8 protein-coding genes and 1 pseudogene are annotated in these 13,772 nt (G+C 58.4%); 7 read left to right on the top strand and 2 right to left on the bottom strand.

The window, feature by feature from the left end; genetic code table 11:
• Positions 1 to 11: 11 nt before the first annotated feature.
• Positions 12 to 373 (bottom strand): annotated as a pseudogene (locus H8B20_RS18625) (tRNA epoxyqueuosine(34) reductase QueG); the annotation flags it as partial.
• A gap of 320 nt (positions 374 to 693) precedes the next feature.
• Between H8B20_RS18625 and H8B20_RS18630 the strand changes: the two are divergent.
• Positions 694 to 1,743 (top strand): hypothetical protein, encoded by a 1,050-nt coding sequence (locus H8B20_RS18630; protein ID WP_210624150.1) that lies wholly within the window; start codon positions 694 to 696, stop codon positions 1,741 to 1,743.
• Positions 1,743 to 6,356, top strand: coding sequence for an RHS repeat domain-containing protein (locus H8B20_RS18635; RefSeq protein WP_210624151.1), 4,614 nt, complete (start codon positions 1,743 to 1,745; stop codon positions 6,354 to 6,356). Before H8B20_RS18630 ends, H8B20_RS18635 begins: the two co-directional genes overlap by 1 nt.
• Here H8B20_RS18635 and queG read toward each other — a convergent pair.
• Entirely contained in the window at positions 6,353 to 7,435 is a 1,083-nt protein-coding gene (queG, locus tag H8B20_RS18640) for a tRNA epoxyqueuosine(34) reductase QueG (protein ID WP_210624152.1), read from the bottom strand. The two genes, H8B20_RS18635 and queG, sit on opposite strands and share 4 nt — an antisense overlap.
• Before the next feature lie 63 nt (positions 7,436 to 7,498).
• Between queG and H8B20_RS18645 the strand changes: the two genes are divergently transcribed.
• Genes H8B20_RS18645 through miaA form a run of 5 tightly spaced genes read left to right on the top strand, consistent with a single transcriptional unit; the run spans position 7,499 to position 13,765 of the window.
• Positions 7,499 to 8,998, top strand: a complete 1,500-nt coding sequence (locus H8B20_RS18645; protein WP_210624153.1) for an NAD(P)H-hydrate dehydratase — start codon at positions 7,499 to 7,501, stop codon at positions 8,996 to 8,998.
• Positions 8,986 to 9,456: a tRNA (adenosine(37)-N6)-threonylcarbamoyltransferase complex ATPase subunit type 1 TsaE gene (gene tsaE, locus H8B20_RS18650; protein WP_042557383.1), complete on the top strand. Its 471-nt coding sequence runs from the start codon at positions 8,986 to 8,988 to the stop codon at positions 9,454 to 9,456. Before H8B20_RS18645 ends, tsaE begins: the two co-directional genes overlap by 13 nt.
• Positions 9,457 to 10,887 carry an N-acetylmuramoyl-L-alanine amidase gene (locus tag H8B20_RS18655; protein ID WP_042557384.1) on the top strand — a complete coding sequence of 477 codons (1,431 nt, stop codon included), beginning with the start codon at positions 9,457 to 9,459 and terminating at the stop codon, positions 10,885 to 10,887.
• Complete coding sequence (gene mutL, locus H8B20_RS18660; RefSeq protein ID WP_047299490.1) at positions 10,884 to 12,794, top strand: DNA mismatch repair endonuclease MutL; 1,911 nt, start codon at positions 10,884 to 10,886, stop codon at positions 12,792 to 12,794. Before H8B20_RS18655 ends, mutL begins: the two co-directional genes overlap by 4 nt.
• A complete protein-coding gene (gene miaA, locus H8B20_RS18665) occupies positions 12,794 to 13,765 on the top strand; it encodes a tRNA (adenosine(37)-N6)-dimethylallyltransferase MiaA (RefSeq protein WP_210624154.1) in 972 nt (323 codons plus the stop codon). The genes mutL and miaA overlap by 1 nt, the downstream gene beginning before the upstream one ends.
• Positions 13,766 to 13,772: the final 7 nt, after the last annotated feature.

A 13,772-nucleotide genomic window follows, 5' to 3' on the forward strand; every position in this document is an offset into this window, starting at 1 on the left:
GTGCCTGCCAGTTACGCGTGCGCAGGCCTGGCGTGCTGTTCCAGCGCCCACTCCACATGCTCCCTGACCAGCTCCGACGGATAATCCCGTCGCGCCTTCAACGCTTCCAGCACCACAATCGTTGAAGGCGCATTGCCCAACCCCCCCCCCCCCCCAGATTGCGCAACCAGCGCTCATACCCGGCCCGGCGCAATGGCGAGCCCTCGGTGCTGCTCAAGAATTTCTCTTCATCTCACAAAAACAGCTCGGCCAGTCCGGCGTTGTCCAGGTTGTGCCGTGGCTTGAAATCGCTTTCCGTCGAGGGCCGCGCGAAGCGGTTCCACGGGCAAACGATCTGGCAATCGTCACAGCCGAACCCCCGATTACCGATTACCGATTACCGATTACCGATTACCGATTATCGATCAGCGGACGCAGTTCTTCGATATGGCGGTTTTCAGTTGCGCGTATTGATAATCCGTTCTAATTGGGGAATACCATGGTTTGTTATAATGATGAGGCGTAGTTAGAGGTGTTGATGTTTGTTGATAACTTTGCGTGAGTATTTAATGGCGGTCAAGTAACTGTCGAATATAATTTCTGTAATGATTGTAAGTTTGACTTGGTCTTTTTGGTGGGTGAATGTAGTTGGTATTCAGTGTCGTCAATCTAGATGGCTCTGAATTCTTAATGGTATTCACTCAAGGAACGATTATGTTTAATTCAAACGGTTGTGCTGATATTGGAAGTCCTTTTCCCTGTATTGTCAGCGATGCTTCTAGGATTTCGGCGGTCGAAGTTGGTTTTGATAATGATCCCAATATTCGAATTAAAAGCCTTTACGCAAACGGTCGTATGCAAGTTCAAGTGATCGTGCTGATGACAGTAGCGAACGATGATGGCGAACCGGTCGAAATGCCGCCTGAAGTTTTGGCATCGGTAAAGCTTGTTCACTACAACGGAGGCGAAAACCTTAAAGGTGGCTGGCGAGCCGTTGATACTGAAAACGAATACCTGCACGACCTACCCGGGAATGCATTGCTGGCCAAGACCAGTTCACACCATAGCTCCACGGCTACCACTGCGGTTCCCCGTTCGTTCGCAAAAAAAATAGTTTTCTGGGTTTCTGCCAGCGCTGTCGGTTCAACCCGGATCGCTGCACAAGTCAAAATTGGCGAAACCGTCTTCACGACCAATGGGACATCGCCAGGCCGGCATGACAAAAGCGTCACTCTTACCGCGCTGCTACCAAACGCATACTCCCGTGAAAACTTTCATTTTGATTTAGTACGTGGGGGCAAACCTTGGGATGGTGTACGTATTCACAAATACTATGTCGGTCTCTATCCAATCCGAGATGGTGGGATTCAAACAAAGCTGTTGAATTGGTCGTCTACCAATAATGCAGCGGGCGCTAGTGTCGAGTTTTTTCAAGTTTTTGACCAAGATAAATACAAGAATTTGCCCCACGCTGTCGGATTCATGGTGGATAAATCCATTAACGAGTTTTCTTGGACCAGTTTGGCCAATGGAGGGCGCTATAAGACGACGGTAAACGAGCGCGACGGTATGCTGACCGTAGTGCAGATGACTGTTAACTATGCCGGTCGAGACAGTTACAAGCAGGAGGTATTCCCTTTTTCTGTATTCGATGCTTATGGTACCGAGCATAGGTTGCGGATTCGTACTGATCTCGGTCGCGATAATGTGACGCCAGATACAGAACATGAGTATTTTGTGAACTTCATTATGGAGCGAAATTGATGTCGTTAAATACTTCAAATATCGCGCCTATTCAATCGGCTGCGTTCAACTTCAAAGATTTCATTACTGGCGGCGTAGATCCGCGCACCGGATTTTACAGTTGTGCCCTTACGTTTGGTGATATTCAATCCGCAGGACTTAACGGTCCGGTCGTGCCCATCCGTTTGCTATTCGATCCTTTAAGCCAAACCGATCAGGGTTTCGGTCGAGGCTGGTCGCTGCCGCTGACTTGTTATGACGAACGTTCGCGCAATCTGGTCCTTTCCAGTGGGGAGCGTTATCAAGCCACCGAAACTCCGCAGGGGCTGAACTTCAAAGAATTGAAACTCAATACGCTGAGGGTCCTCAAGACTGCGGCGGACCAATTCCATGTCATCCACAAAAACGGTTTGCGCGAGGAACTCCAATTCTTTGGATCGAGCGGGATCGCGGTGCCGATACGCCAAGTATCGCCCAATGGGGCCGCGGTGAGTCTCACCTACCAATCGCAAGACGGGATGCCTGTATTAACAGGGATCAAAGACGCCGAGCGCCAATTGTTGGTAGTAGATCGTCAAAGTAGCGTTATTGTTACGCTGTACCCCGGTACGGAGTGCGAGGCGGTATTCCGTCTGATCCAGAGCAGCGGGGAAACCATCATCCGCTTGCCTAGCGGCGATGAGTGGGCTCTGGAGTTTGAGCGGATCGGCACAATGAACTGCGTGACTTCCGTGCGCTCCCCGCAGGGAGGTCTGGAAACGATAGTCTACAAAGTTGACGGGCATCGCTTACCTGAACGGGCGCCTGTTGCCACTTTGCCTTGTGTGAGCGCTCACACACTGTTTCCTCGCCTTGGCCAACCGGCCATCACCCGCTATTACGATTTCTCGGAACGGAATTTTTTGGGCGGCGGCTCAGGGCTCGAATGGTCTAACGATGGCGACAATCTCTATCGTGCCGCTGCTGATTTTCAGTACACCTCAACTGAACGGCTGGTGGCGGGTACTAATGTTCACAGTCGCACAGTACGCACCTTCAACCGTTTCCATCTGCTGCTCTCGCAGGTTACCGATTGTGCAGGGAAGATCAGCGCCCAGAAAACCGTATACCACTTGGAGCAGGGTGCCGATCTTGAGCATCAACCTGCACAATTCCGGTTGCCGAGGATTCAGACGCAGCGCTATGAAAGCCATGGGAAATGGCGCGAGGAATCACTACGCACTGAATATGACGATTATGGCAATCTGATTATGCAAGTCGAGCCCAGTGGCGTGACCACCGTTTGTGAGTTCTATGCGGCTTCGGGCGAGCAAGGTTGCCCGGCTGATCCGCTCGGATTCAAACGGTTTGAAAAACAGCGAACGGTGACTGGTGCGGCGGGTTTGCCCGGCGCTGCGAGCACCGTCACCCGCTACCAATATCAATTGCAGAGAGGGCTTGAAGGCGCCGCCACCGCTGACGTTGTGCTCAGCCGAGCGGTGATGCATGAGATGACGTCGAGCGAATCAATCCTGCGCTCGACAACCGATTCGACTTATTACGACATGCCACTCGATAGGCTGCGGCATGGGCGGTTGAAGACGCGGACAGTACTCAACACGAACCTGTCGACATGCAGCGAGTTTATATATACCCAGGAGGGCACAGCGCTTAGTCAGCGGACAATTGTCAGCGGCTTTGATGGAACGACCAAGACTTCCAGGCTGGACCTGTCGATTATCAATGGCGCCAAGCTACGCGAAGAGAATGAAGATGAAGGGACGCTTGTATTCAAGCACGATGCGTTGGGTCGTGTGCTCAGTGAAGTAGTAGCGCCCGGCACCAGGTTCATGGCCGAGCGCGAAACCCAGTATCTGTCTGCCGACATGGCGAAAGCGCAACCCGCCGCTGTGATCACTACTGACGTTAATGATCGCAAGCAGAAAACTGTCTACGACGGCATGGGTCGAGTGATCGCAATTGAAGAGCTGGGCGGCGACGGTGCGTTCTGCCAAGTTTACGCAGCGCAACATGATGCATTGGGTCGCAAGGTCCGCGAAGTACGCACCGACCATTGGCCCGGCCAGAAGCGCGAACTCACGACCACGTTCCTTTTCGATGAGTGGGGAGAGGTCAAAACCACCCGCCATCCCGATGGCCGCGTGGAACATCGCAGTTACGACCCGATTTCCTTGACAGAAGAGAAATGGATCGAAGGTATGGGCAAGGTCGTTACGGTCAATAACGACTTTGGCAAACCCGACACGGTCGAAGCGTTCGATCTTGCCGGGCGCAGTCTGGGGAAAACTAGCTACTGGTACGACGGCCTGGGACGTGGATTGCTGCAAACCGATCAGATGGGAAACTCGACCTCGTTTGAATACGATGTTTATGACAGGCTGATCCAGACGACATTGCCCGACGGCCAACGCGTCCAGACCGAATACGCCGTGCACAGTACCTCGGCATTACCGGTGCAGGTTAAAGTCGGTAGCCGTAGCGTAGGTGAGCAAGCGTTCGACGGTCTGGGTCGACTGACCCGCAGCGTTGCTGGCAAGCATGTGCAGACCAACGGTTATCTCGCGGGGTTGAGTCAACCGGCATGGACTCAGATGCCGGATACAACCCGGGTGGAGTTCAGCTATGAACCGGCGCTAGGTTCCAGCATCACCCAGCGCAAGTTCGTCGGCACACAGCAAGAGCTGCGCGCCAGTTATGCCTATGATGCTCGCCTCGGTTTACCGGTCGATTGCACAGAGGCAAACCACAACCGACGTTGCGAATATGACGACTCGGGCCGTCTCATGTCCGAAATCCTGACCCAGGATGGGCAGGTACGGCGCAGCCAATATACTTACTCGCTAAGTGGCCGCCCGCTGACATGTGTCGATGTGTTGGGCAATAAACACACCACGGAGTACGATACGGTCGGTAGGCCATTGTCGTACGAGCACGATACGGTTAAAGCGACCTTTGCCTACAACAGTCTCAGCCAACTGGTGCGCGTGAATGCGCAGGACAAGTCCACCGGGCGAACACTGATCACTTTGTTGGAGTACGACGATCTGGGTCGCGAAACCTCGCGGCATTTCCAACTCGAGGATCGTCCAACCCGAGTTCTTACGTCGAGCTATACCCTGGCCGGCAAGCTGGCGCGAAAGCGTTTGGCCGAAGCCAGTTCGGTCATGCGCGACGAAGGCTTTACTTACGATTCGCGCGGTCGTCTCGAGCACTACGTGTGCTCGGGTAGTGAATGCCCGCGTGACCCTTATGGCAAGGAAATTCGCAGCCAGCGTTATACCTTCGACGCGCTGGACAACATCCTCACGCTGACCACCGAATTTCCCGGCGGCAGTAATGTGGCCTCCTACACTTACGACGGTGACGACCCGACCCGACTGATCGAAATCAGGCACAGCCACAAGGATTATCCGGCGCCGGCGTCATTGCTGTACGACGTCAACGGCCGCCTGATCAAGGATGAGCAGTCGCGGTCGTTGACGTATGACGGCTTCGGTCGCCTGACTCGGGTCGCGAGCGCGGTCGGTGAACTGATCCGTGGTTATCACTACGATGCGACGGATCAGCTAATCGCGTTGTCACAAGCCAAAGGAGCACCCGTTCAGCGTTTTTACCGCGACGGCCGAGTGATCAACGAAGTGCGTGGCGAGGAGAGCCGTACCTGCCTGCGTCAGGATGAGCAATTGATCGGCGAGCAACGCGTTGGTGCGGCAGCTGTCACGCATTTATTTTCAGCCGACCAGCAGCAAAGCATCTTGCGTTCGCTCAAGGCTGGCGAGCAGCAAAATATCGCCTACACGCCGTATGGCAGCCGCCCGGTCACGGAGGACGCGTTTGCCTTACAAGGTTTTGCCGGTGAACAGCTTGATCCGATGACAGGACTTTATCTGCTCGGTAATGGTTACCGTCCTTACAGCCCGACACTCATGCGCTTTCTGGTGCCTGACAGCCTCAGCCCGTTCGGTGCCGGTGGCCTGAATCCCTACGCTTACTGTGCAGGAGACCCGATCAACCGGGTAGACCCGACCGGGCATTTCTGGAAAGCCTTGCTTGGGGTGGTGCTAGCAGTCGTCGGTGTTGTTGTCAGTGTCTTGACCGCCGGTGCAGCAACGCCGTTGGCAGTCCTTGGTGTCGGTCTTGCCGTCACCTCGGGTGTCGTGGGCTTGGCGGATACGATTATTCAGACGGTCGCACCGCACCTGGATCCTAACGGAGTCCTGGGATGGGTAAGCTTCGGGTTTGGCATCGCATCGATGGGCGCGGGTTGGGTGAACTCTGCAACCAAAGGCACTGGGCTGTTTTTGTCCAAGGTATCCAATGGGCTTACCAAAGGTATTAGCGCAGCAGGCGGTTACAATCTTCTGAGTGCGGGCTATGCGCTGGTCGGCAGCTTGGGAGGGTTTGACGCTCAAGACTCGAGCGGTGTGAGTTCGGCTATCGGGCGAAGTCATGCGTCCCCGTCTACAGCGCCTTCGGTGGCTCTCAATGTCAACTGGTCGTTGTCTGCGCGCATCAACGGCGATGCAAGCGAAGGTCGAACTGGCGTTACGGGCAGTTCCGTCGTCGAGCGCTCAGACAATCTGAAGGTACGCATGACAATGAAAGACCGGTTAGCCGTTCGCGCTGCGTTCTAAATGTCGTGAGTCGCCTGGCGGCGGGCATGTTCATTTAATGCCCACTCGACATGCTCGCGCACCAGTTCTGAAGGATGCTCACTCCGCGCCCTCAACGCTTCCAGCACTGGAATCGTTGAGGGCGCATTGCCCAATCCTACCGCCAGATTGCGCAACCAGCGCTCATACCCTGCCCGCCGCAACGGCGAGCCCTCGGTGCTGCTCAAGAACTTGTCCTCATCCCACAAAAACAGCTCGGCCAGTTCAGCATTGTCGAGATTGTGCCGTGGCTTGAAGTCGCTTTCTGCGGTCGGCCGGGCGAAACGATTCCACGGGCAGACGATCTGGCAGTCATCGCAGCCGAACACGCGGTTGCCGATCAACGGCCGCAAATCTTCGGGGATAGCGGTTTTCAGCTCGATGGTCAGATACGAAATGCAACGCCGGGCGTCTAGCACATACGGGCCGACGAAGGCATTGGTCGGGCAGATATCGAGACATGCAGTGCAGCGGCCGCAGTGTTCGGTGCTGTGCGGCTCGTCCACCGGCAGCGGCAGATCAACAAACAGTTCGCTCAAGAAGAAATAGCTGCCCGCCTTGCGATTCAACACCAGCGTGTTTTTACCGATCCAGCCCAGCCCAGCCTGCTCGGCGATGGCTTTTTCCAGCACCGGCGCGCTGTCGACGAAAGCGCGAAAACCGAACCGGCCGATCTCGCCTTGAATCCTGTCCGCCAATTGTTGAACACGTTTACGGATCAATTTGTGGTAATCGCGGCCCAAGGCATAACGCGACACGTAAGCTTTTTCCGGTTCGGCCAGACGTTTGGCCATCTCGGTGTCGCCTGGCAGGTAGTCCATGCGCAGGGAAACCACACGCAATGTACCGGGCACCAGTTCTTCGGGATGCGAACGCTTGCTGCCGTGGGCGCCCATATAATCCATTTCGCCGTGGTAGCCGGCCTCGAGCCAGCGCTGCAGGTGCTGCTCATGCTCGGCCAGATCGAGGCCGCTGATGCCGACTTGTTGAAAGCCCAACTCCCGGCCCCAATCCTTGATCGATTGGGCCAGGGCGGGCAGGTCTGTGGTGATGGCGGACATGAGGCGAGAGAAACCGGAGCTGAGGTGCGTATAATTCTGCCAGACATCGGAGCCCGAAGACGCATGCCGCACACGAAAGATGAATTACCCGACGCGCTGTATGGCGCCGCACAGGTGCGCGAGATCGACGCACGGCTGATTGCCGCGGGCACGCCGGGCTTCGAATTGATGCAGCGCGCCGCGTATGCGACCTGGCGGGCGTTGGTGCGGCAATGGCCGACAGCCGATGAAATGACTGTGCTTGCCGGCCACGGCAACAATGCTGGCGACGGTTATTTGCTCGCCGCAATGGCCCATCGGGCGGGTTGGCGGGTGCGCGTGCTGGCGGTCGGCGATGCGCAGCGCCTGCAAGGTGATGCCGCACTGGCGCACGCCGAAGCGCTCGCCGAGGGCGTCAGTGTGCTGGGCTGGGCCGGTCAAAACGAATTGCGCGGGGTCATTGTCGATGCCTTGCTCGGCACCGGCCTGACCGGTGACGTACGCGAGCCCTATCGCACGGTCATCGAGGCGATCAACGCCAGCGGCCTGCCGGTAACGGCAGTCGATATTCCTTCCGGACTGTCCGCCGACACCGGGCATGCACTGGGTACTGCCGTTTGCGCCGACCTCACCGTCACCTTCATCGCCTTGAAAGTCGGCCTGTTCACCGGTGATGCGGCGGATCATGTCGGCGAGCTGGTGTTTAATGATTTGCAGGCGACGGCCGAAACCTGTGGTGACATTCCCGTCAATGCCAGGCGCCTGCACGCGGCTAATCTTCCTCGGCTGGCGCCACGTCGACCCGGTTCCCACAAAGGACGCTTCGGGCATGTGCTGCTGATCGGCGGCGATCACGGTTTTGGCGGGGCGATCCTGCTCAGCACCGAAAGTGCCTTGCGCAGCGGTGCCGGCATGGTTTCGCTGGCGACTCGCCCGGAACATGTGCCAGCGGCATTGACCCGCATTCCGGAAGCCATGGCCCTGGGTGTTTCCTCGGCCAATCAATTGATGGGCCTGCTTGAAAAGGTTTCCGTGCTGGTGGTCGGGCCGGGGCTGGGGCAGGCTGGCTGGGGGCGGGCGCTGGTGTCGGCGGCAGCCAATGCGCCACTGCCACAGGTGTGGGACGCTGATGCATTGAACCTGCTGGCCGAAGGGTTTGTCAGCTTGCCCAGGGATTGCGTGATCACGCCGCATCCGGGTGAGGCTGCTCGGTTGCTGGGGATCAGCACCGCGCAGGTGCAGGCCGATCGTCCTGCCGCTGCGTTGGCGTTGAGCAAAAAATATACAGCGGTTGTGGTGCTCAAAGGCGCCGGTAGCCTGATCGCCCATCCCGATGGGCGTCTGGCGTTGTGTCATCAGGGGCATCCGGCCATGGCCACCGCCGGGCTCGGCGATGTGCTGGCCGGTTTGACCGGCGCGCTGCTGGCACAAGGCATGGATGGCTTCGATGCCGCGTGCCTGGCGGTCTGGCTGCACGCCAATGCCGGGATGCACCAAGGAAAATTCGGCCGTGGGCTGGCGGCCAGTGATCTGATTCCAGCCATTCGTCAGTTGTTGGAGGAGCATGCACCGTGTCTGAAGTAACCCTGTACCTGGCCGATGAACAGGCCATGAGCGACTTTGGCACACGGATCGCCCGCGTGACCCAGGGCCATGGCCTGATTTTTCTTGTTGGCAACCTGGGCATGGGCAAGACCACGCTGTCGCGAGGGATCATTCGCGGGCTGGGCCATGTCGGAGCGGTAAAAAGTCCGACCTTCACATTGGTCGAGCCCTACGAAATCGGTGACATCCGCGCCTTCCATTTCGACCTGTATCGCCTGGTTGATCCGGAGGAACTGGAGTTTCTCGGGATCCGCGACTACTTCGACGACGACGCCCTCTGCCTGATCGAGTGGCCCGATAAAGGTGCAGGCTTTTTGCCAAAGCCTGACCTGACCATTACCATTAGCCCGCAAGACAGCGGGCGTTCGCTGAATATTTTGTCCCAGGGCTCGCGTGGCGAGGCCTGGTGTGCCGCTTTGGCATTGGAAACCAATTAGATGATGGGGTTAGGTATGCGCTTTCGCGCGTTGGTGGCTGCCGCAGGACTGATGTTGATGGCAGTAACCGTCACCGCTGTGGCCGATTCAAAGGTCAACAGCGTGCGCCTGTGGCGGGCGCCGGATAACACGCGACTGGTCTTTGACCTGAGCGGCCCGGTGCAGCACAGCGTTTTCACCCTGACTTCACCGGATAGACTGGTGATCGACATCAATGGCGCCACCCTCGGCGCGCCATTGAATGTGCAGACCGCGAACACGCCGATCACCGCGATGCGCTCGGCTCAGCGCACGCCGTCCGACCTTCGGGTGGTCATCGACCTGAAAAAAGCCGTCACCCCGAAGAGCTTCTCGCTGGCGCCCAACGCGCAATACGGCAATCGTCTGGTGGTCGATCTGTTCGACAACCCGGCCGATGCCGCTCCGCCGCCTGCACCTGCGCCGCGGGTTGCGACGGTGCCGGCCGTGCCGGTCACCCCGACCGAACCGACCATCAAGCTGCCGCCAGCCCCGGCCGGCAAGCGCGACATTATTGTGGTGATTGACGCTGGCCACGGTGGCGAAGACCCGGGTGCGTCCGGCTCGCGCGGGCAGCGTGAGAAAGACGTGGTGCTGCAGATCGCCCGTGAATTGCAGCGTCAGCTCAATGGCATGAAAGGCTTCCGCGCTGAACTGACCCGTACCGGTGACTACTTCATTCCGTTGCGCGGGCGTACCGAAATTGCCCGTAAGAAGGGCGCCGACCTGTTCGTCTCGATCCACGCCGATGCCGCGCCATCTGCGGCGGCTTTCGGTGCTTCGGTGTTTGCCCTGTCTGATCGCGGTGCGACGTCCGAGACCGCTCGCTGGTTGGCCGACAGTGAAAACCGTTCCGACCTGATCGGCGGTGCGGGCAACGTCAGCCTCGACGACAAGGACCGCATGCTCGCGGGCGTGCTGCTTGACCTGTCGATGACGGCGTCGTTGACCTCCAGCCTCAACGTCGGGCAGAAAGTCCTGACCAACATCGGCCGGGTCACGCCGCTGCACAAACAGCGTGTGGAGCAAGCCGGGTTCATGGTGCTGAAGTCGCCGGACATTCCGTCGATCCTGGTCGAAACCGGGTTTATCTCCAACGCCAACGAAGCGAACAAGCTCTCGGCGTCGAGCCACCAGCAAGCGCTGGCGCGTTCGATCAGCAGTGGCGTGCGCCAGTTCTTCCAACAGAACCCGCCGCCGGGTACCTACATTGCCTGGCTGCGTGATTCCGGCAAGATTGCCCAGGGCCCGCGTGATCACCGAGTCAATCCGGGCGAAACCCTGGCGATGATCGCCGTGCGTTATCAGGTCTCGCCGGCAGCGGTGCGCAGCGCCAACAACCTGAAAAGCGATGACCTGAAAGCGGGTCAGCACCTGACCATTCCTGGCACCGAACTGGCGTCCAAAGAATGACTCAGGTCCTGAACATGGCCCGCATCGAGCTGCTCAGCCCACGGCTGGCGAACCAGATCGCCGCCGGCGAGGTGGTCGAGCGCCCGGCGTCGGTGATCAAGGAGTTGCTGGAAAACAGCCTCGACTCCGGTGCCAAGCGCATTGATGTCGACGTCGAGCAGGGCGGCGTCAAGCTGCTGCGGGTGCGCGACGATGGCAGCGGCATTTCTGCCGATGACCTGCCACTGGCGCTGGCCCGGCACGCCACCAGCAAGATCCGCAATCTGGAAGACCTGGAGCAGGTGATGAGCCTGGGCTTCCGCGGTGAAGCCCTGGCCTCGATCAGCTCCGTGGCGCGCCTGACCCTGACTTCGCGCACCCGTGATGCCGATCAGGCCTGGCAGGTCGAAACCGAAGGTCGAGACATGGCGCCTCGCGTGCAGCCGGCCGCGCATCCGGTGGGCACTTCGGTGGAAGTGCGCGACTTGTTCTTCAATACGCCGGCACGACGCAAATTCCTCAAGACCGAAAAAACCGAATTCGATCACCTGCAAGAGGTGATCAAGCGGCTGGCACTGGCGCGTTTCGACGTGGCTTTCCATCTGCGCCACAACGGCAAGACCATCCTCAGCCTGCACGAGGCCCACGATGATGCGGCCCGCGCCCGGCGCGTGGCGGCGATCTGCGGCTCGGGTTTTCTTGAACAGGCGCTGCCGATCGAGATCGAACGCAATGGCTTGCACCTGTGGGGCTGGGTCGGTTTGCCGACCTTCAACCGCAGTCAGGCGGACTTGCAGTACTTCTTTGTGAACGGCCGTGCGGTGCGCGACAAACTGGTGGCGCACGCGGTGCGCCAGGCTTATCGCGACGTTCTGTTCAACGGTCGCCACCCGACGTTTGCGCTGTTTTTCGAGGTTGATCCGGCTGCTGTGGACGTTAACGTTCACCCGACCAAGCACGAAGTGCGTTTCCGTGACGGGCGCATGGTGCATGACTTCCTTTACGGCACGCTGCACCGGGCGCTGGGCGATGTGCGTCCGGAAGATCAGCTTGCCGGTTCGGTCACCACTGCCGTGGTCCGCCCGACAGGGCTTGATGCCGGTGAGTTCGGGCCGCAGGGCGAAATGCGTCTGGCGGCCAATGCGCTGCTGGAGCAACCGCAGGCACAACCGGCGTTCAACACGTCGTCGGGCGCCAGTGCTGGCGGCGCTTATCAGTATCAATACACGCCGCGTCCGCAATCCGCTGTGCCGCCGGTCGCTGAGGCTCAGGCCGCCTATCGCGAGTTTTTCGCGCCCTTGCCAGAAGCCAATGCCAACGCATTGCCGGCCGGTCAGGAAGACATTCCGCCGCTCGGCTACGCATTGGCGCAGTTGAAAGGCATCTACATTCTGTCCGAGAACGCCCAAGGCCTGGTGCTGGTCGACATGCATGCTGCCCACGAGCGGATCATGTATGAGCGCCTGAAAATCGCCATGGCCAGCGAAGGCCTCAGCGGCCAGCCGTTGCTGGTACCGGAATCGCTGGCGGTGAGTCAGCGTGAGGCTGATTGCGCTGAAGAACACGCTGCGTGGTTCCAGCGCCTGGGCTTTGAATTGCAGCGTCTGGGCCCGGAAACATTGGCGATCCGCCAGATTCCAGCACTGCTCAAGCAGGCTGAGGCTAACCGTTTGGTTGGCGACGTGCTGTCGGACCTGATGGAGTACGGCACCAGCGACCGGATTCAGGCACACCTGAACGAACTGCTCGGCACCATGGCCTGCCACGGCGCAATCCGCGCCAACCGGCGCCTGGCCCTGCCGGAAATGAACGGCCTGCTGCGTGACATGGAAAACACCGAGCGCAGTGGTCAATGCAACCATGGCCGACCGACCTGGACCCAATTGGGCCTGGACGATCTGGACAAACTGTTTTTGCGCGGTCGTTGATGAGCCAGCTTCCTCCAGCGATTTTCCTGATGGGCCCGACCGCTGCGGGCAAGACCGATCTGGCTATCGAGCTGACCAAAGTGTTGCCGTGCGAGCTGATTAGTGTCGATTCGGCGCTGGTCTATCGCGGCATGGACATCGGCACCGCCAAGCCCTCAAAAGAGCTTCTCGCCGAATATCCTCACCGTCTGATCGATATTCTCGATCCAGTTGAAGCCTATTCGGCTGCGGATTTTCGTCGCGATGCCCTGCAAGCCATGGCTGAAATCACCGCGCGCGGAAAAATTCCGCTGCTGGTGGGCGGCACGATGCTCTATTACAAGGCTTTGGTCGAAGGTCTGGCGGATATGCCAGCAGCTGACCCCGAGGTGCGCGCGCAGATCGAAGAAGAGGCTGCAAGCCTTGGCTGGCAAGCCCTGCACGATCAATTGGCGGTGATTGATCCGGTGTCCGCTGCCCGGATTCATCCGAACGATCCACAACGCTTGAGTCGCGCGCTGGAAGTCTATCGGGTCAGTGGTCGGAGCATGACTGCGCTGCGTGAGCAACAATCTGCGCAAAGTACTGAAGCAGCCGCTTCGGGACTGCAACAATTGCCCTATACTGTCGCGAACTTGGCCATTGCCCCGGCGAATCGTCAGGTACTGCACGAGCGCATTAAACAAAGATTCACAAATATGTTGGAACAGGGATTCATCGACGAGGTCGTAGCCCTGCGTAAAAGAAGTGACCTGCATTCGGGGTTGCCGTCTATACGTGCGGTAGGCTACCGCCAAGTCTGGGACTACCTGGATGGCAAACTGACATTGGCTGACATGCAGGAGCGCGGCATCATCGCCACGCGCCAATTGGCCAAGCGCCAGTTCACCTGGCTACGCAGCTGGGAAGATTTACATTGGCTGGACAGTCTTGATTGCGACAATCTGCCACGCGCCTTGAAATACTTAGGGACCATCTCCATATTGAGCTGAGTCCTTG

Source organism: Pseudomonas sp. P42, assembly GCF_017973755.1.
Classification (GTDB): Bacteria; Pseudomonadota; Gammaproteobacteria; order Pseudomonadales; family Pseudomonadaceae; genus Aquipseudomonas; species Aquipseudomonas iridis.

What these genes read in the sequence shown, in the direction of transcription:
- H8B20_RS18630 (WP_210624150.1), top strand. Translation starts at nt 694, where the DNA reads ATGTTTAATTCAAACGGTTGTGCTGATATTGGAAGTCCTTTTCCCTGT.
- H8B20_RS18635 (WP_210624151.1), top strand. Translation starts at nt 1,743, where the DNA reads ATGTCGTTAAATACTTCAAATATCGCGCCTATTCAATCGGCTGCGTTC.
- queG (WP_210624152.1), bottom strand. Translation starts at nt 7,435, where the DNA reads ATGTCCGCCATCACCACAGACCTGCCCGCCCTGGCCCAATCGATCAAG.
- H8B20_RS18645 (WP_210624153.1), top strand. Translation starts at nt 7,499, where the DNA reads ATGCCGCACACGAAAGATGAATTACCCGACGCGCTGTATGGCGCCGCA.
- H8B20_RS18655 (WP_042557384.1), top strand. Translation starts at nt 9,457, where the DNA reads ATGATGGGGTTAGGTATGCGCTTTCGCGCGTTGGTGGCTGCCGCAGGA.
- mutL (WP_047299490.1), top strand. Translation starts at nt 10,884, where the DNA reads ATGACTCAGGTCCTGAACATGGCCCGCATCGAGCTGCTCAGCCCACGG.
- miaA (WP_210624154.1), top strand. Translation starts at nt 12,794, where the DNA reads ATGAGCCAGCTTCCTCCAGCGATTTTCCTGATGGGCCCGACCGCTGCG.